Genomic DNA, 17,498 nt, shown 5'->3' on the forward strand with positions numbered 1-17,498 from the left:
GCCCTGCCACACAAGCCCTACCGAATGCGAGAAGGGAGTGGGCCGATGAGCGCGGACTCGTATGCGGAATCGGGTGAGTTCATCGACGTGCTCAGCCAAGACGCTTGGCGAGCCCTACGCACCCCGGTCACCGAGGCACTGCGCCACACCTGGCCCGACCAGGGCCCGATCGTGGACATCGGTGCTGGCACCGGCCTCGGCACCCTGGTGGCCGCGCGTGCCGTACCCGACGCCGAGGTGATCGCGGTCGAGCCGTCGCCGATCCTGCGCGCCGCGCTGCTCGCCCGTGTGGTCGTCGACGAAGACCTGCGACGGCGGGTCACCGTCCAAGCCACCGACGCCGAGGGCATGGCCCTGCCGGCGCGCCTGGGCGGCGTACTGGCCATGAACATGATCGGGCACCTGGCGCCGGACCAGCGGCGGCAGCTGTGGGCCGACCTGCGCCCCCGCCTGGTTCCGTCCGCGCCGCTGGTGGTCACCCTCCAGCCGCCATCAGAACCGATGACGGTGCCGGAAACCAGCTTCGGGTCGGTGCCGATCGGCCGGGGCAGCTACGAGGGCAGCGGCGGCGCCCGCCCCGCCGGCCCCGACTCGGTGATCTGGACCATGCGCTACCGAGTGATTGACGAGGACGGCGCCGTTGAGCGGGAGCTTGTGGCCGAGTACCCGTGGTACGTCCTTTCCGCACAGACACTGCGGCACGAACTGGCCGCCGCCGGCTACGCCGTGACGACCGGGGACATGGACGTCATGGTGGCCACCCCTACGAATTCGCCGCCATGACCCTCGCCCCCACACCCGGCCGCGTCTCGACCCTGAAACGGACCTGCTGACTGCGTTATGCGTTCGCTCATTACTGTCCCCGTCGTCGTCCTGCTCGGCATCGCCCCGCCGGCAGCCGCACCAGGACCGTCGCCCACACCGCCACCGGCTGGCGATTCTCCTGCCCAAGGGGCGCCAGCGGCCGCGACGTGGGGGGTCAGTCCGTCGAGCCCGAAGGGGTTCAACGGGCGTGCGGTATTCACCTACAAGCTTGATCCCGGTGCCGGGCTGACCGACTACGTCGCCGTCACGAACCACTCCGCGCGCCCCATCACCCTGCGCGTCTACGCCAGCGACGCCGTCACCACCCCTCAAGGCGGCTTCGACCTGTTGCCCGCAGCGCAGCAACCGGTCGACGTGGGTTCCTGGGTCAGCCTCACCGCCCGGACGCTGACCATCCCACCTAGCTCCCGGGTCGACGTGCCGTTCACCGTGACCGTGCCGGTCAACGCCACCCCCGGGGATCACGTCGGCGGTATCGTGGCCTCCCTCACGGCATCCACGACCGACGCCCAGGGCAACCAGGTGGCGGTCGACCACCGGGTCGGCACCCGCATCTACCTACGGGTCACCGGCGAGCTCCGGCCGGCGCTGGCCCTCGAGGACGTGCGGGTACACCACCAAGGATCAGGCAACCCGTTCGCCGGCGGCGCGATCACCGCCACGGCCACGGTCCGCAACACCGGAAACATCCGGCTCGCGGGCCGGCCGACGGTGGAAGCCGCCGGACCGTTCGGCCTGAATGCCGTGGACGCGTCCGGCGCAGCGGTGCCGGAGATCCTGCCCGGAGACGCGGTGCGGACCACCATACGGCTCACCCGGGTCGCGCCGCTGTTCCGGCTGAACGTCGCCACTGCGGTCACACCCAGCGCGGTCGACGGGCAGACGCTCGACCCGCCCCCGGACACCGTGTCCCACCGGGTGACCGTCTGGGCCGTGCCGTGGTCCCAGCTGCTGCTACTGCTCCTGGTCGCCGGTGCGATCTGCGCCTTCGTGACGATCCGTCGCCGCCGACGTCGGCGGGCGGCCCGGGACCTGGAGCGAGCCCTCGCCGCCGCCCGCGAGCAAGGTCGTGCCGAGGCGCCCACGACAACAACCTCACCGACCGCGCCACCCCGAGGCGACACGACCACCGACGCCGGGCCGCACGGAAACAGACAGAGTCCCGGCGGCGCACCACCAGCGCCAACGGCCACACCCGCAGGCGAGGCGTGACCACGCCGGCCCGCGCGGCCCAGTTGGCAGCAACGTCCACAGACGACAAATCCAGATAGGGAGAAGGATGAGCACAGCACGTGTGCGTGCCGGTGGGGCTGGGTTCGCCCTGGCCGTACTGGCCCTGACCGCCGGTGCTGTACCGGCGGACGCTGCCCCGGTGTCGGTCGACGCCGCCGGGGCAGATCTGGTGTCCCTGTCGGTCGTGGACAATGCGCTCACGCTGCGCATCCGCGACGCCGCACAGGCCGCCCGGCAGTCGGTCGGGCATGACCCGGCCGACGTGACACTCGGCCCGGACGGCGGAGTGGCCGTACGGATACCGCAGAACAAGGCCTTCTCGTTCCTCGGTAACCCTGGCAAGGCCGTCTGGTCGCTCACACCCGGGGACACCGGTCTACCCACGCTCGACACCACGGGTGTGGAGCGCGGCGTGCTCCGGGGGGACGCGGTGACGCTGTCGCTGACGGCGGTGGAGGGCCCCGGAAACTTCACCGCCTACACGCTGTCCGGCCTGGGGGTGCCAAAGCCACTGCTCAGCGGGGTCGCGCGGGACGTCGCGCTGCCAGCCGCGACCCGCACTCCCGTGGTGTGGGCATTCGACGCGGCCGGGGACTATCAGCTGGCCCTGGAAGCGTCGGCGACGTTGCCGACGGGGCGGATCGTCACCACCGAGGCGACCTACCGAATCACAGTCCCGCCCATCCAGCCGGGGCCGGCGGCGCCGCCACCCGCCCCAGCCACTCCGGTCGAAGCGCCTTCCGCGCCGCAGGCGCTCGCCAAGAAGATCACCGGCGCCCCTCAGGCCGCGCCGGCGGCGACGCCCTCGACCTCGCCACCTGCTGCCGCAGCCGAGGTTAGGTCGGCGGCCACCGGCTCGCGCCGAGTAATCTCCGATGGGCACGTCGACATGGGGCCACAACTGTCCGGTGGCGACTTGCGGATCCGCGTCCGAGACGACACGGGCACTCCCCCCGTCTGGCGAGAACTCGCCGACGTGGTCCTGCACGTCAAGGACAACGCCAAGACCGCGGTGCCGGCCGGGGCGGACTTCCTCGGCAAGCCGGGAGAGACGATCTGGTTGCTGCCCCAGGCGCAGCAGGCCGGGATCGTGTGGCCGGGCTGGAACACCCAGCACGAGTCGGTCGTCACCGGCACCCGGGGCAACGTGACCTGGACCCTCGCCGGCGTCGACGGTCCAGGGCGCTTCACGCTCTTTCTGACCGGATCGTTTGGCAACGCCAACGTCCTGTTCGACTCCGGCAAGAGCCTGCCGCAGCGGCTGGCCATCCCACCGAACACCCACGCCCACGGCAACTGGGCCTTCAGCAAGCCCGGCGTGTACCGCCTTTCCGTGCAGATGAGCGCCACGACCACCGCCGGCCGGACGGTCACCGACAGCAAGACGCTGACCATCGCGGTGGGGGACAACACCGACCCGAACTCCGGGTTCGGCGGCGGATCCGGCACCGGCGGTGACGGCGACTCCGGTGGTGACGGCGATTCCGGCGGCGCCGGCCGGTTGCCCCGTACCGGCGAGTCCTGGGTCATTCCAGTCACCGCTGGAGGTCTCCTGCTCGTGCTGGTCGGAGCGCTGCTGCGGTTCGCCGGTCGTCGTCGCCGCGGCGCGGCGGCGGCACCCGCCGGACCCACCCTCTAGCGCATGGAGAGGAGGATGCAGGTGTCCCATGTCGGTTCCGCCACCCCCCGCGCCCGTCCGCGGTTGACCGGACCGTGGCCGCGGCTTCTGGTGTTGCCACTGCTTATCGGGGTGCTGGCCGGTTGCCGCGCCGGGGTGGCGTTGAGCGCGCACGACGAGCGGGTCCAGGTCATCACGACCACCGGGATCCTGCGGGACCTGGCGAGCCGTGTCGGCGGCGATCGGGTACGGGTTAGTTCGCTGGTGCCGGACGGGGCCGATCCGCACAGCTACGAACCGTCGCTACGGGACGTCCGCAACGTCGTGTACGCCGATGTCGCGTTCAGCAACTACCTGCTGCTGGAGGAGCAGGCCGTCATCAAGGCGCTGGACGCGAACCTGCGCGACGGCGTGCCGAACATCTCCCTGGCCGAAGGGGCGGTGAAGTACGCGGCGGAGATCATCCCGCTGGTCGAGGACGCGTCGTTGGACACCATCTGGTTGGGCATGCGGGTGCGCGGCACCGGCGTGGCGCTGGGGGCGAGCCGCTCCTCCGACGTGCTGCTCAGCGCCACCGGCATGCAAGGGACGGGTGGCCTGGTCGCCTACCTGACGGAGTCGTTCGGCAACCCGTCGTTCTACGTCGACTCCGCCGACGGGTTCGACCCCGCCAACGGCTACCGGGACGACACGGCCCGCCTGCCACCGGACGCGCACACCCACATGAGCTGGGCGTTCACCAAGCCGGGCATCTACCGACTGACCATGCGGGCGCAACTCGCGGTCACCCCGCAGGCGGCACCGGTCCCGCTCGGCGAGCAGACGTTCACCTTCGCCGTCGGGGTGGATCCGCACTCGGTACCGGGCATGCCGGACGCGGCGGTGCTGAACTCCGGGCACGCCGACCTCACCGCGGACCTCGACGAGGGGCGGCTGTACCTGTTCGCCGATCCGGAGGGAAGCGGCGAGGCGAACCAGCGGGTGTACGACCCCGCTCGTACCGTGATCGAGGTGCCGAACAAGGCGCTGCTGGAGGTGCCCGGCGACCGCAGGTTCCGGTTCCTCGGCCGGCCCGGCACCCGGGTCTACCAGTTGCCGCAGGCGGTACTCGGCAAGCACGTGCACGGGGAGATCGACCCGCACCTGTGGCAGAACGTGCGCAACGCGATCTCCTACGTGGAGCTGATCCGAGACACGTTGATCGGGGTGGACCCTCAGCGCGCGGCGACGTACCGGGCCAACGCCTCGGCCTACATACGGGAACTCGAGAAGCTCGACGGCTACGTCCGGGACACCATCGCTCAGGTACCCCCGTCCCGGCGGCACCTGGTCACCACGCACGACGCCTTCGGCTACCTCGGCCAGGCGTACGGGATCCAGATCTCCGGCTTTGTCACCCCGAACCCGGCCACCGAGCCCAGCCTCGCCGACCGGCGCCGGCTCACCGAGACGATCCGCAACCTCGACATCCCCGCCGTGTTCCTGGAGCCGAACCTGGCGGCCCGTTCCACCACCTTGAGCGAGGTGGCCCGGGAAGAGCGGCTGCGGATCTGCTCGATCTACGGCGACACCTTCGACGGAAACGTCACCAACTACGTGGACATGATGCGGTTCAACGCCCAGTCGCTGCGCGATTGCCTGACCGGGGCGGATCGAGGGAGGCACAAGTGACGGCACGACGGGCGCGTTCGCGCGCGGTGCGGGCGGCGACGGCGATCAGCCGATGGGCGGTCGCGACCCTGGTCGCGGTGGTGGCGACGCCGACGCCCGCGGTGGCTGGGCAGCCGGCGCCGAGCCCGGGTCAGTCGATCGCGGCGGACCAGCCCATCGCCACCGGCCGGGCCGTGCTCGACGCCGGGCACGTGGACATCGGCCCCCGCTACGTCGACGGCCAGTGGACCCTGCTCATCCACGACGGCACACAGCAGCAGCCGGTGTGGCGCAGCCCTGACGAGACCGTGCTACGCGTCTCCGACGCCGCGCTGCAGGCCGTTCCCGACGATCCCGCATACGCCTTTCTCGGCATCGACGCGGGCAAGCGAGTCCACGTGGTGCCGCAGGTGCAGAACCAGGACGTGGTCTGGATCGGCTGGAACACCCAGGACCCCCAGGTGATGCAGACCATCGACCGCGGTGCCACGCTGAGCCTGCTCGGCGTACGCGGGCCGGGCACGCTGACCACATTCCTGCAGTCGGGTAACTTCGCGGCACCGCAGGTGTTGTGGCGCTCCGCGCAGCGGGCGGCCCAGCCGTTCTGGGTCGAGGTCAACACCCACACCCACGCCAACTGGGTCTTCTCCACTCCCGGCATCTACCTGGTCACGGTGCAGGTGTCGGCCGACCTGATCAGCGGCGAGAAGGTCTCCGCCACCCGGACGCTGCGCTTCGCGGTCGGCGACGCGACCAGCACCAATGAAGCCTTCGCGGCTGCTGTGGACCGCGGCCCCATGCCGGTTAGCGAGGCGGCGGCCGGTGGGTCCCGCGACGCCGCCGGCGCACCAGACGACACCTCGCCGTTGCCGATGGTCGTCGTGCTGGCGGGTGCCGCGCTCCTGCTCACCGCCGGCCTGGTCCTGGTCCTGCTGCGCGGGCGCGGCGCGAAGCGCCGAGCCGAACGGGAGCGCAGCACGTCGCCGTCGGGGGTTCAGCCGTGAGAGCGCTGGACATCGAACACCTGGACGTGGACCTCGGCGGACGGCCGGTGCTGCGCGACGTGCGGCTGCACCTCGACCGCGGGGAACTGGTAGGGCTGCTCGGCCCCAACGGAGCCGGGAAGACCACCCTGCTGCGCGCCATCCTGGCGCTGGTTCGTACCAGGGGCGGCCGGGTGCTGGTGGAGGGCAAAACGTCCCGGCCCGGACGCTCGGCGATCGGGTACGTCCCGCAGCGCCACGAGTTCACCTGGGACTTCCCGATATCGGTGGAGCAGGTCGTGCTGAGCGGCCGGACCGGTCGGATCGGCCTGCTTCGCCGGCCTGGCGTGGCCGATTGGCGGGCGGTCGGCGACGCGCTGGAGCGGGTCCGCCTGTCCGCGCTGCGCGGCCGGCCCGTCGCGGAACTCTCCGGGGGGCAACGTCAGCGCGTCCTGGTCGCGCGGGCCCTCGCGCTGGCGCCGAACATCCTGCTGCTCGACGAGCCGTTCACCGGACTGGACATGCCCACCCAGGAACTGCTGGGCGACCTGTTCGCCAGCCTCGCCCGGGAGGGTCATGCGGTGCTGATGACGACCCACGACCTGGTCGCGGCGATGGAATCCTGCACCCGGCTGGTCCTGCTCAACGGCCAGGTCATCGCCGACGGACGGCCCGACCAGCTCCAGGACGTCGAGGTGTGGATGCGCACGTTCGGGGTCAGTGAGACCTCCCCGCTCCTCAAACTCGTAAAGGCCGGCTAGTGTCCATCACCGATTTCCTCACCGACCTGCTCAACCCGGACCTCGCGTTCCTGCCCAAGGCGCTGGCGATCGCGGTCATGTCCAGCATCGTCTGCGGCGTGGTCGGCTGCTACGTCGTCCTGCGTGGGATGGCCTTCATCGGCGACGCCGTCGCACACGCCGTCTTCCCCGGCCTCGCCATCGCCTTCGTGCTACAGGGCAGCCTGGTGCTCGGCGGCGCCGTCGCCGGCGTGGCGACCGCCCTGCTGATCGCGGTCTTCTCCCAGAACCGACGGGTCAAGGAAGACTCCCTGATCGGCGTCTTCCTGGTCGCCACGTTCGCCCTCGGCATCGTGATCATCTCGCAGGCGCCCGGCTATGCCGGCTCGCTGCAACAGTTCCTGTTCGGCTCGATCACCGGCATCCCGGACCGCGACCTGTACCTGGTGGGAGGCGCCGGCCTGGTCATCCTCGGCCTGGTGCTCGCGCTGCACAAGGAGTTCGTCGCGGTCTGCCTGGACCGCGAGATGGCCCGCTCGATGGGCCTGCCGGTGTTCTGGCTCGACATCGTCCTCTACGTCCTGGTGACCCTGGCCGTGGTGATCTCCCTGCAGACCATCGGCAACATCCTCGTCCTGGCCCTGCTGATCACCCCCGCCGCGGCCGCCCGGCTACTCACCGACCGACTCGGCGTGATGATGCTGCTCGCCCCGACGATCGGCGGCACGTCCGCGCTCGTCGGGCTGTACCTATCGTGGAGCTACGACACACCGGTCGGCGGCACCATCGTCCTGGTCGCCACCGCCATTTTCCTCGCCGCCTGGCTGCTCGCCCCACGACATGGACTGCTCGCCAAACACTGGCGACGCACGCGAGTCCAGCAGCTTTCCGGCGAAGCAGAACTCGCCACCGGCTCGGCCGTCGCGGCCGGGCACATTTCGCCGATGCGCTGATCGGCGTGGTACGTCCGGGCGCAGTATCCGGCAACGCCAGATGCAAGCCGGCCCCGAGCTGGGGGTGCCGAGCCCGCCATTTGGCGTTGCAGAGCAGGTGTCCGTGCGTGGAGCTGCTCAAACATGGCTGCGTCCCGTAGGCGAGTCCGGCCAGGTCCCCACGACGCTCCGGCCGGCGCTGGCCTCGGTGGAACTTGCGGTGAGGCCGGCGGCCGCCGTCAGGGCAGCGAGGAGGGCGAGCACCTGGGTGGCCACGGCGGCCGCCCGGTGACGTGGTGAGGCGCCGCCGTGACGACTGCTCCGTGGATGGATCGGGGTTCCGTGTCGTGGGGGCGGAGGACGGGAGCGAGTCACTGGGTGGCGCTTGGGCCGAAGGCGATCCGGACGGTCGGGGCCAGGACCAGGTCTCCGCCGGCGCGGGTCAGGACCCGGCTGGCGTCGACGAGCGCGGCGGGAAGCCGCTCGGTCGGAATCCGTTCCCGCAGGGCACGGCGCCATGCGACCAGGCCCACGTCATCCACTGCTCGATGTCGCGGAACTGGCTGCGGAAGGTTGCCTCCTCGACCGGCGGTGGCCGACGGTTTCCAACAGCACGGTTGATTCCGGCGTTCGACGAGACTCTCGTGGGTTTCCGTGGGCGGCCCTCGAGGGGCGCGGGAAGCAGGAGCAGCAGTGCCCGCGAGCACCGCGTCCCAGGCGGTCTTGGCCTCGGCGTCAGCGACCTCCACCTGCACCTGCATGAGGCCGGCATTTGTGGCCTCGGCTCGGGTGAACTCGACCATCCGCGGAGTGAGGTCGATGCCGATCACCCTGCCTGTCAGCCCGACGGCCTCCGCCGCTGGGAGCAGGTCGGCGCCGCGTCAGCAGCCCACGTCGGGCACGTGCTGCCTGGGGCGCAGGTAGCTCGGCGTACCAGCTCACGTCCCATCGGGCCGTAGAACGCCACGCCGGCCCGGTCATAGGTCGCGGCGCCGCGGTCGAACGCCGCCGCCGTCGCGGCTTTCATCCGCCTCGCCTCGATGGTGGAGGTGCCTCAGGTCTTCTCGGCTTCGCTTTCGGAGGCCGGCATTTCGCCGTCTCGGCGGCCGCGACCTTCGGCCAAGCCGCCGAGACGACGAAATGGATCTAGATGGCGGTCAGGGTCAACGTGGCGGTGTACTTCCCCGCGCCGGTTTCGGTGGGCAGTTCCAGGCTCAGTCCGGCACCGAGCCGGGCCGTGCCCCGTCCGGCACCGGCCGGTGCGGAGCCGAGCATGCTGCTGGCGGCGAGACCGTTGCCGGAGGCGAAGCCGGGCTCGACCACCGGGCCCGCCACCACACCCTGGCCGTCCGCCTGTGCCAGCACGGCGGGTGCCCAGCCGAGGTACTTGCCGCCCACCCGGGCAGCCCCGGAGGTGAAGTCGCTCAACCGGCCGGCGACGTTCCAGCCGGGCACGCCCGGTCGGGTGTCGGTCACCGTGACCGGACGCAGGTCACCGTTGCTCTGCCACCGGTCACCAGCCGAGGACAACTCGGCCGCCGGCAGCGTCACCGTCCGGTTGTCGGGGTCCACGCTGACGACCAACGCCCCCTGCGTCCCGTCGATGGTGACCATGATCGTCTGCGACGGCACCGGCGCGCCGGCGTCGTCGACGTTCAGCGTCACCGGTGCGCTCTCCGCCACCACGACCTCACCGTCGCGGTACAGCCGGACCAGGTAATGGCAGTCGTCCAGCTGGGCGGTGGCGGTGAACGAGTACGCCGCCGAGGCCTCGCCCGGTACCGCGGTGAACTCCTCCCTACCTGGGCACCTGCTGAACCAGCGGTACCGGTCCAGGTCGCTGGCCGGGGTCTGGACCGCGGTCAGCGTCACCGTCGCGCCGGGGTCGTACGCCGGCTGCAGGCCCTGGATTGACAGCTGCACCTGCGGTTCGGGATCCGGCAGGTCACCCACCATGAACCGGTACGTCACCGGACCGGTGGAGATCTGCCGCCCGTCGGTGAGCGTGGCGTCGGCGCGGAACGTCAACGTGTAGCTTCCCAGCGCCCCGAACACCCAGTTGGCGTGGGCGTGCGTGCCGACGGGCACGTCGATCGCATCCGGCAGCCCGTCGTCGCTGCGGAACTTGATCAGCGGCTGCCCGACCGGGTCGGTCATGAACACCGAAACGCGGCCCGGTCCGGAGACGTCCACCAGGCTCAGGCTGACCTTCTCCCCCCGGATCACTCCGGACGGCAGCCTGGTGGTGTTCCACCCCGGCCACAACAGGTTCGGATCCTGTGTCATCGGCAGCAGCCACACCGTCGAGCCCGCGGGCCCGAGAAACGCGTACTCCGGCAGGTCCGGCACCTCGACCGCAGCCTGCGGCAGGACCTGGAACGCCACGTCTCGGGGGTCCCGGCTGACCGATGGCTGCACGGTGTCGTCGTGCACCTTCAACACCAGGCGGCCGTTCTCATAGTGCACATCGACCGCATCGACGTGGCCTGCGGACAGCACCACGCTCTCCTGCGCCGATGCGGGGCCGGAGACGGATGCCACCAGGCCGCCCACGAGTGCGATGAGCGTGCCAGCGGCAGTGGCACGGCGCCTCAGTCTTCTCGCCCTCATTCCCCTCCCTCCAAGAATCTAAAATGAAAACCGATGTCAGGTTCGCGGGGAAGCTAGCACGGCCCCACCGCCATGTCGAGATAGCCGGACCGGTGAGATGCACCCGGGGGGGCATTCCACATCGGCCTGCGCGGGCCAGCCCGTCGCCCGCCCGCACCGCGGCCCGGACCACGCTATTGACAGCTAGATGGAAACGGTTATCGTTTGCGATTGTCCGCGACGCGGTGTCGCGGGCGTAAGGAGGAGTTGCATGCGAGTCAGGATGTCGGCACTGACCGCCGTCACGGCGGCGCTGACCGCCGGCGTACTGGCCTGGGCCGCACCCGCCCAGGCCAGTCTCGTGGTGCTGTCCCAGGGGCACGTCGACGCGGTTGACGTCGCCTTCGAAGACGGCGCACTCAAGATCTCGGTCCACGACGAGACCGTCGACCCGGACGTGGAACGCAACCCGGCCGACGTGGTGTTCGTCGTCAAGCCTGAGGCGGCCGCGACCGTGCCGGACGACCCGAGGTACACGTTCCTCGGCACTCCCGGCGCCACCGTCCACATCCTGCCCGAGGTCCAGGACGAGAACCTGCTGTGGCCCGGCCTCGCCACCGAAGAACTGCAGGCGGGCGAATTCGCCAGCGACAGCATCCAGATCAGGGTCACCAGAGTCATCGGTCCGGACGGGTTCAGCCTGTTCACCACCGACCCGGTCGGCGCGCCGAACGTGCTCGTCGACAGCGAAGACGGCCTGCCCGACACGATCACCAGACCGGTCGGCAGCCACCTGCACGCCAACTGGGCATTCGAGAAGGCCGGCACCTACCGCATCAAGGTCGAAGCAACCGGCATCCTCGCCGCCACCGGCAAACGCGTGACCTCAGAACCGGCGTGGCTCACCTTCCAGGTCCAGTGCTGACCCGCAACCCCAGCCCAGCTTCCGGCCGGTAGAACGGAGAAATAGATCATGAAGCTCACCAAGCGGCTGCTGGCGGTCACCGCTGCCGTCACCGCCACCGTCCTCGGCCTGGCCGCCGCACCGGCATCCGCCGCCACCATCGAGACCGGCCACCTCGACGTCCTCGACGTCGACTACGCCAACGGCGCGCTTACCCTCGACATCAGGACGAACAGCCCCGCCAACGACGACCTGTCCCCGGTAGGCACGACCCTGCGGCTGCCGTCGAGCTCCGCCATCACGGTGCCCAGCGGATCCGCCTGGAACTGCCTCGGCACGGCCGGCTCCACCGTCTACGTCGCGCCGCAAGCCGAGAACACCAACCTGCTGTGGGCCGGCTGGAACACCGAGGACGTGCCCGCCGACCAGGGCCCGATCAAGATGGAACTGGTCAGCGTCTCATCCGTCCCGGCCGGCGGCCGATTCACCCTCTACACCACCAACGCCTTCGGCACCCCCACCTACCGGCTCAACTCCAACACCGCCACCGGCTGCCCGATCTCCACCTGGCCCGGGGGCATCAGCGCCGGCACGCACGCCCACGGCAACTGGGCGTTCTCCGCACTGGGCACCTATACCCTGACGTTCAAGGCCACCACGCAAAGCGGCTCCGGAGTCGCCAGCCCCACCGTCAGCTACACCATCCAGGTCGGCTGACACCGTAACCACACCCACAGCCCCCGACCATCCACCACAACGCGGTCGGGGGCTGCGGGACAACGGACGCGCTGGCGCCATCGGCGGCGATCCTGTCCAGCCGGTTCAGCGACGCCATCGGGTGCTGGCTCCGGCGCGCCTCTACCTGGTCGCGGCGGCAATCTCCTCCGGCCTGCACCCGGCGCTGTACCGACGCCCACCTCGTCTTCGATCCCCGTCGCACTCGCCTGCCGCCATGACTCCGAGTCACGCGCAGTCGATGCGGTCCCCGCCGCTTCTACCGCAGGGTGGCTGGACCCCGGCAGTTTCCCCGCATCGGCAAGGCAGCCACCCGAGCTGTCCCTGGTGGCGCCTTGCTGTTTCGGCATGAGAATTTTCCAGTCGCGCGCCTCGCCCTCTACCGTCGTCCCGGGCTTATCGATAACGGTTCTCGATTAGGGGTGTTGGGTGGCACACAGCGACACGATCGCGCGGTCCGGCACGCGCACGGAGCGGACCACCTCTCCTCGCCGGGGCTGGGTGTGGGTGGCAGCCGCGGCTGCCGTGCTCGTGATCGCCGTCCTCGGCATCCTGATCGGTTCGGTCGTGATCCCCCTAGACGGCATCTGGCAGGTGCTGAGCTCGCACCTGCTCGGATCCTCGACGACAGCGGACGCCGTGCAGAACCAGATCGTCTGGGACGTCCGCGTGCCCCGCGTGCTGGCCGGTGTGCTCGTCGGCGCCGCGCTCGCGGTCACCGGAGTGGTGATCCAGGCCGTGGTGCGCAATCCGCTGGGGGACCCCTACGTGATCGGCGTCACCCCGGGTGCGAGCCTGGGCGCGGTCGCGGCCATCGTCCTCGGCGCGGGGCTGAGCTGGTTCGGTGTCGCCGCCGCGGCGTTCGTGGGGGCGCTGGTCGCGTTCGCCGCGATCGTCGCGCTGGCCCGACGGGGACGCGGGTGGGCGCCGGGACGCGTGATCCTCTCCGGGGTGGCGATCGGCTACCTGCTCTCCGCGGCGACCTACTTCCTGCAGGTGATGGCCACCCCCGCGCAGTTGCAGCGGGCGCTGTACTGGACGCTCGGCTCGGTGGCCGGTGTCGGCTGGTCCGCCCTGCCCCTGCTGACGGTCGTGACCGTGGCGGGGTCGGCGTGGCTGCTGCTGCGGGGCCGGTGGCTGGACGCCCTTGCCTCGGGACCGGAGCTGGCTCGCTCGCAGGGCGTGCCGGTGGGCCGGTTCCAGGCGGAGCTGATGGGGATCGCGGCGTTGATGACCGCGTGCGTGGTCGCCGTCGTCGGGGGAGTCGGCTTCGTCGGTCTGGTCATTCCGCACGCGGCCCGGTTCCTGGTGGGTGCCGCGCACCGGCGGGTGCTCGCGGCGAGCCTGCTGCTCGGCGCGGCGTTTCTGCCCGCCGCGGACATCCTCGCCCGCACCGTGCTGGCGCCGACGGAGCTGCCGATCGGGATCATCACCGCCGCTGTCGGCGCCCCGCTGTTCATCGCCCAGCTCGCCCGCACCGACCGGAAGGCCCCAGCATGAGCGTGACGGCACAGGACGTCTCGGTGCGTCTGGCCGGGCAGATGATCCTCCACGATCTGAACTTCGAGGTGCCGGAGGGGGCGATGGTCGGGCTGCTGGGGCCGAACGGCTCCGGCAAGAGCACCCTGCTGCGCACCCTCTGGCACGCGCTCGCGCCCTCCGCCGGTGCGGTGCTCGTCGACGGGGACGACGTCGCGGGGCTGTCGACCCGGGAGCTGGCGCGCCGGATCGGGGTGCTCATGCAGGACGACGGCACCGATCCCCGCTACACCGTCCGCGAGGTCGTGGAGACCGGACGGCTCCCGCACCGCTCCCTGCTGGGCGCCGACGACAGCCCGGGCGATCCGGTCGGCGCCGCCCTTGCGGAGGCCGGCGTCGTCGAGTTCGCGGGCCGGCGGATCGACACGCTCTCCGGCGGGCAACGGCAACGGGTCCTCGCCGCCCGCACCCTCGCCCAGGACACCCCGGTGGTGCTGCTGGACGAGCCGACGAACCATTTGGACCTTGCCGCGCAGCTGGAGCTGCTGGAGCTGTTCCGTCGCCGCGGCGGCACCGTGATCGCCGCGCTGCACGACCTGAACCTCGCCGCCGCCTACTGCGACCGGCTCCACCTGCTCGACCGCGGCCGCCTCGTCGCCTCCGGGCCCCCCGAGCAGGTGCTCACCCCGGAGCTGATCGGCCGCGTGTTCGGCGTGGCCGCCGCAATCACCACGAACCCTCTCACCGGAACCCGCGCGGTCCACATCGGCTCGCGCCCGACCTAGAAAGCACACCATGACCGCACCCCGAACCCGCAACCGCCTCCGCGCCCGCCTGGCGGCATCCGCCGCCGTCCTGGCGGCCGGTCTCGCCCTGGCCGGCTGCTCCGGCACCGCCTCCCCGTCCACCTCGACCCCGGCCGAGAGCGCTGGCGCCGGCTACCCGGTCACGATCAGCTCCTGCGGCCGCGACCACACCTACGACAAGGCACCCACCCGCGTCGTGATCGGCAACGAGAACAGCCTGAAGACCATCGACGCGCTCGGCGTCTCCGACGCGGTCTACGGGTACGTGCTCGGACCCGACGACGCCAGCAAGACCCCCGCCGGCCTGCCGAAGAACCTCGTGGAGGTGTCCTCGACCACGATCCCGGCCCGGGAGCCGGTCATCGCCGCGAAGCCGGATCTGTTCCTGTCGTACAACGAGGCTCAGCTCACCACCCAGGGCAGTGTGAGCTACGACGACCTGAGCGGGATCGGCGCGAACGCCTACGTCATGGGCGCCTACTGCGCCAAGAACCCGGACAACCGCAGCATCGACACCGTCTACACCGACGTCACCAATCTCGGGAGGATCTTCGGCGTACCACAGAAGGCGCTGCAGCTGAACGAGAAGCTGAAGGACCGGGTCGCCGCAGCCAAGAAGTCGTTGGACGGCAGCAGCGCCACCGTCGCGTTCTTGAAGGTCGCAGGCGGGAAGGTGTACGCGATCGGCGGATACCCGGTGTCGGCCATCCTCGGCGCCCTGGGCTTGAAGAACCAGTTCGCCGACCTTCCCACGCCGTTCGCGGAGCTCAGCACCGAGCAGGCCCTGTCGATGAAGCCAGACGTCGTGTTCGTCAACTACGTCGGCGACGAGCAGGCCGCTATCGACGAGCTGGCGCAGGCTCTGCCGCACCTTCAGGCGATGAAGGCCGGGCACGTCTACGGCGCCAACGAGAGCGGCCCGCAGGGCGGCGGCGTCGGCATCATCGAATCGCTCGAGACCATCGCCGCCGACGTGAAGACCGCCACCAAGTGAACGGAGAACAGCCCATGAAGGATGAGACGGAGGTCACCCGCGACTTCTGGGACAAGCTGTACGCCGGTTTCGTCGTCGGCGGGGAGGGGAACCCGAATCGGTATCTGGTCAGCGAAGCCGAGGACCTCATGCCGGGGATAGCGCTGGACCTCGGGTGCGCGCAGGGCGCCGATGCGCTCTGGCTCGCCCGGCGCGGCTGGGAGGTGACCGCCGTGGACGTGTCCGAGGTCGCTCTGGAGCGGGCACGTGAGAACGCGGCCGAGGCTGAGCTTGCCGACCGGATCACGTTCGAGCAGCATGACCTCGCGGTCAGCTTCCCGGCCGGCCGGTTCGACCTCGTCTCGGCGCAGTTCCTGCATTCGCCGATCGCCGGCCCCGGTGAGCGGGGGCGGATCCTGCGGCGGGCGGCCGAGGCGGTCGCGCCCGGCGGGCACTTGCTCGTGGTCTCGCACCAGAGCGTGCCCGCCTGGCACCCGGCCATGCCGGAGGGGCTCACCGAGCACCCGCTCACCCTCACCGTGCCCACCCCGGAGAAGAACATCGCCGCACTGCACCTCGTCGACGGGGAATGGGACACGATACGCGCAGAGACCGTCACCATCGAGGTCGCCTCGCCCACCGGCGAACCTGGCATCCGTGAGGACCACCTGCTGCACTACCAGCGCAAGACCGGGGCGTGATCCACACCCGGACCACCGGAGGATCGTGGTAGCAAGGAAGCATGCCGGAACAGCAACGCATGCCCGACCTCACGCGGGCGGTCCTGCGTGAGGTCGGGCCGCGGCTGCGCTCCGCCCGCATGAAACGCGACCTCACCCTCGAGGCGCTGTCGGAGGCGACCGGGATCTCCGCCTCCACCCTGTCCCGGCTCGAGGCCGGCAAGCGCGCCCCCAACCTCGAACTGCTGCTCCCGGTCACGCGCGCGCTGCGGATCAGCCTCGACGATCTGCTGATGTGGAGGGCCCCGGACCCGCGGGTGCATTCCCGGACGCGGCGCTTCGGGAACCTGACCGTGGAGTACCTCTCGCCAGAGTCCGCGCCGGTGCAGACGTTCAAGATGACCTTCGCCCCGAGCACCGAGCCGATCCAGACCCGCAGCCACGACGGCTACGAATGGTTCTACGTCCTCCGCGGCCGCGCGCGCGTCGTCCTCGGCGACCGGGAGGTGATCGTCGAGGCGGGCCAGGCGGCGGAGTTCGACACCCGCATCCCGCACGGCGTCGCCGCGCTCGGCGGGGAACCGGTGGAGGTCCTGTCGATCTTCAACCGCAGCGGCGAACGCATCCACCTGCCCGGCATCGTTCACCCTCCGATGTCCAGCGCAGAAGGCTGAAACGAGGGTCACCGGATCGGGGCAGGCACGATCCGACGAATCTTGGCCCGCCGGCGTGTTGGCCCGCCGCCCCGCCAGCAGGACACCAACTGACAGATGTTCCTGCGCAACCAGGCCACCGGCCTGTTGGCCATCGACTTCTTCCACCTCGACACGATCCTGCTGCGGCGCCTGTACGTGCTGGCGGTCATGGAGGTGGCCACCCGGCGGGTCCACCTGCTCGACGTCACCGCCCACCCCACCGGGCAATGGGTGATCCAGCAGGCCCGCAACCTTCTCATGGAAGTGGGCCAGCGTGCCAGCAGGTTCCAGTTCCTCATCCGCGACCGCGACCGCAAATACACCACTGCCTTCGATCACGTCTTCGCCGCCGAAGGCATCACGGTGATCAAGACGCCACCCCGTACCCCGCGGGCGAACTGCTTCATCGAACGCTGGGGCCGCGGCCTACGCGAGGAGTGCACCGACCACCTGCTCATCTACAACGAGCGGCACGGACTGGCCGTATTCGGCGAGTACCTGAACCACTTCAACGACCACCGACCACACCAAGGGCGACAGCAGCGACCAACCATGACCCGGCCGTCGTGATCCCCCCACCCCCGGTCGCGACCGTTAACCGAACATTCGGCACCGCTCGGTCACCATCGGGCTACCAGGCCCTCAGGCCCGCTCAC

General features: G+C 70.5%; 17 protein-coding genes. 15 read left to right on the top strand and 2 right to left on the bottom strand.

Annotated features, from left to right (window positions below; all coding sequences use genetic code 11):
• The first annotated feature begins 45 nt into the window (after positions 1-45).
• The 7 genes from ACFYM6_RS21630 to ACFYM6_RS21660 all read left to right on the top strand — a co-directional run bounded on the left by ACFYM6_RS21630 (position 46) and on the right by ACFYM6_RS21660 (position 8,002).
• On the top strand, positions 46-783 hold the full coding sequence (locus ACFYM6_RS21630; protein ID WP_387278023.1) for a class I SAM-dependent methyltransferase: 738 nt from the start codon (positions 46-48) through the stop codon (positions 781-783).
• Positions 784-840: 57 nt separating this feature from the next.
• A complete protein-coding gene (locus ACFYM6_RS21635; protein ID WP_387278025.1) occupies positions 841-2,037 on the top strand; it encodes a WxL protein peptidoglycan domain-containing protein in 1,197 nt (398 codons plus the stop codon).
• A 67-nt stretch (positions 2,038-2,104) separates the two neighbouring features.
• Positions 2,105-3,697 carry a TIGR03773 family transporter-associated surface protein gene (locus ACFYM6_RS21640; RefSeq protein ID WP_387278027.1) on the top strand — a complete coding sequence of 531 codons (1,593 nt, stop codon included), beginning with the start codon at positions 2,105-2,107 and terminating at the stop codon, positions 3,695-3,697.
• Between the two features lie 15 nt (positions 3,698-3,712).
• Positions 3,713-5,347, top strand: a complete 1,635-nt coding sequence (locus ACFYM6_RS21645; protein WP_387278029.1) for an anchored repeat ABC transporter, substrate-binding protein — start codon at positions 3,713-3,715, stop codon at positions 5,345-5,347.
• A 44-nt stretch (positions 5,348-5,391) separates the two neighbouring features.
• Complete coding sequence (locus tag ACFYM6_RS21650) at positions 5,392-6,330, top strand: choice-of-anchor M domain-containing protein (protein WP_387278134.1); 939 nt, start codon at positions 5,392-5,394, stop codon at positions 6,328-6,330.
• Between the two features lie 26 nt (positions 6,331-6,356).
• Positions 6,357-7,070 carry an anchored repeat-type ABC transporter ATP-binding subunit gene (locus tag ACFYM6_RS21655; RefSeq protein ID WP_387278135.1) on the top strand — a complete coding sequence of 238 codons (714 nt, stop codon included), beginning with the start codon at positions 6,357-6,359 and terminating at the stop codon, positions 7,068-7,070.
• Positions 7,070-8,002 carry an anchored repeat-type ABC transporter permease subunit gene (locus ACFYM6_RS21660; protein ID WP_387278031.1) on the top strand — a complete coding sequence of 311 codons (933 nt, stop codon included), beginning with the start codon at positions 7,070-7,072 and terminating at the stop codon, positions 8,000-8,002. Before ACFYM6_RS21655 ends, ACFYM6_RS21660 begins: the two co-directional genes overlap by 1 nt.
• Positions 8,003-8,352: 350 nt before the next feature.
• Here the strand turns inward: ACFYM6_RS21660 and ACFYM6_RS21665 are convergent, their stop codons facing one another.
• Together ACFYM6_RS21665 and ACFYM6_RS21670 are read right to left on the bottom strand one after the other, a co-directional pair.
• On the bottom strand, positions 8,353-8,523 hold the full coding sequence (locus ACFYM6_RS21665) for a hypothetical protein (RefSeq protein WP_387278033.1): 171 nt from the start codon (positions 8,521-8,523) through the stop codon (positions 8,353-8,355).
• Between the two features lie 604 nt (positions 8,524-9,127).
• On the bottom strand, positions 9,128-10,591 hold the full coding sequence (locus tag ACFYM6_RS21670) for a choice-of-anchor M domain-containing protein (protein ID WP_387278035.1): 1,464 nt from the start codon (positions 10,589-10,591) through the stop codon (positions 9,128-9,130).
• Between the two features lie 250 nt (positions 10,592-10,841).
• On the opposite strand from ACFYM6_RS21670, the gene ACFYM6_RS21675 reads away from it, so the two are divergent.
• From ACFYM6_RS21675 to ACFYM6_RS21710, 8 genes are all read left to right on the top strand, one after another.
• Positions 10,842-11,495: a choice-of-anchor M domain-containing protein gene (locus ACFYM6_RS21675; protein ID WP_387278037.1), complete on the top strand. Its 654-nt coding sequence runs from the start codon at positions 10,842-10,844 to the stop codon at positions 11,493-11,495.
• Positions 11,496-11,543: 48 nt separating this feature from the next.
• Positions 11,544-12,191 carry a choice-of-anchor M domain-containing protein gene (locus tag ACFYM6_RS21680; RefSeq protein ID WP_387278039.1) on the top strand — a complete coding sequence of 216 codons (648 nt, stop codon included), beginning with the start codon at positions 11,544-11,546 and terminating at the stop codon, positions 12,189-12,191.
• 447 nt (positions 12,192-12,638) lie between these two features.
• Positions 12,639-13,709 (top strand): FecCD family ABC transporter permease, encoded by a 1,071-nt coding sequence (locus ACFYM6_RS21685; protein ID WP_387278041.1) that lies wholly within the window; start codon positions 12,639-12,641, stop codon positions 13,707-13,709.
• The gene (locus ACFYM6_RS21690; protein ID WP_387278043.1) at positions 13,706-14,473 is read left to right on the top strand and encodes an ABC transporter ATP-binding protein; all 768 of its coding nucleotides are present in this window, start codon (positions 13,706-13,708) and stop codon (positions 14,471-14,473) included. The genes ACFYM6_RS21685 and ACFYM6_RS21690 overlap by 4 nt, the downstream gene beginning before the upstream one ends.
• A gap of 10 nt (positions 14,474-14,483) precedes the next feature.
• The gene (locus tag ACFYM6_RS21695) at positions 14,484-15,488 is read left to right on the top strand and encodes an ABC transporter substrate-binding protein (RefSeq protein ID WP_387278045.1); all 1,005 of its coding nucleotides are present in this window, start codon (positions 14,484-14,486) and stop codon (positions 15,486-15,488) included.
• Positions 15,489-15,502: 14 nt separating this feature from the next.
• Entirely contained in the window at positions 15,503-16,168 is a 666-nt protein-coding gene (locus ACFYM6_RS21700) for a class I SAM-dependent methyltransferase (protein WP_387278047.1), read from the top strand.
• 41 nt (positions 16,169-16,209) lie between these two features.
• Positions 16,210-16,821 carry a helix-turn-helix domain-containing protein gene (locus tag ACFYM6_RS21705; protein ID WP_387278049.1) on the top strand — a complete coding sequence of 204 codons (612 nt, stop codon included), beginning with the start codon at positions 16,210-16,212 and terminating at the stop codon, positions 16,819-16,821.
• Positions 16,822-16,917: 96 nt separating this feature from the next.
• On the top strand, positions 16,918-17,412 hold the full coding sequence (locus ACFYM6_RS21710) for an integrase core domain-containing protein (protein ID WP_387278051.1): 495 nt from the start codon (positions 16,918-16,920) through the stop codon (positions 17,410-17,412).
• Positions 17,413-17,498 lie beyond the last annotated feature (86 nt).

Source organism: Micromonospora sp. NPDC006431, from assembly GCF_042870725.1.
Lineage (GTDB): Bacteria > Actinomycetota > Actinomycetes > Mycobacteriales > Micromonosporaceae > Micromonospora.

Excerpts from the sequence above, each read along its gene's own strand:
- ACFYM6_RS21705 (WP_387278049.1), top strand. The coding sequence starts at position 16,210 with ATGCCGGAACAGCAACGCATGCCCGACCTCACGCGGGCGGTCCTGCGT.
- ACFYM6_RS21700 (WP_387278047.1), top strand. The coding sequence starts at position 15,503 with ATGAAGGATGAGACGGAGGTCACCCGCGACTTCTGGGACAAGCTGTAC.
- ACFYM6_RS21635 (WP_387278025.1), top strand. The coding sequence starts at position 841 with ATGCGTTCGCTCATTACTGTCCCCGTCGTCGTCCTGCTCGGCATCGCC.
- ACFYM6_RS21680 (WP_387278039.1), top strand. The coding sequence starts at position 11,544 with ATGAAGCTCACCAAGCGGCTGCTGGCGGTCACCGCTGCCGTCACCGCC.
- ACFYM6_RS21670 (WP_387278035.1), bottom strand. The coding sequence starts at position 10,591 with ATGAGGGCGAGAAGACTGAGGCGCCGTGCCACTGCCGCTGGCACGCTC.
- ACFYM6_RS21690 (WP_387278043.1), top strand. The coding sequence starts at position 13,706 with ATGAGCGTGACGGCACAGGACGTCTCGGTGCGTCTGGCCGGGCAGATG.
- ACFYM6_RS21645 (WP_387278029.1), top strand. The coding sequence starts at position 3,713 with ATGCAGGTGTCCCATGTCGGTTCCGCCACCCCCCGCGCCCGTCCGCGG.
- ACFYM6_RS21675 (WP_387278037.1), top strand. The coding sequence starts at position 10,842 with ATGCGAGTCAGGATGTCGGCACTGACCGCCGTCACGGCGGCGCTGACC.
- ACFYM6_RS21695 (WP_387278045.1), top strand. The coding sequence starts at position 14,484 with ATGACCGCACCCCGAACCCGCAACCGCCTCCGCGCCCGCCTGGCGGCA.
- ACFYM6_RS21710 (WP_387278051.1), top strand. The coding sequence starts at position 16,918 with ATGTTCCTGCGCAACCAGGCCACCGGCCTGTTGGCCATCGACTTCTTC.
- ACFYM6_RS21630 (WP_387278023.1), top strand. The coding sequence starts at position 46 with ATGAGCGCGGACTCGTATGCGGAATCGGGTGAGTTCATCGACGTGCTC.
- ACFYM6_RS21640 (WP_387278027.1), top strand. The coding sequence starts at position 2,105 with ATGAGCACAGCACGTGTGCGTGCCGGTGGGGCTGGGTTCGCCCTGGCC.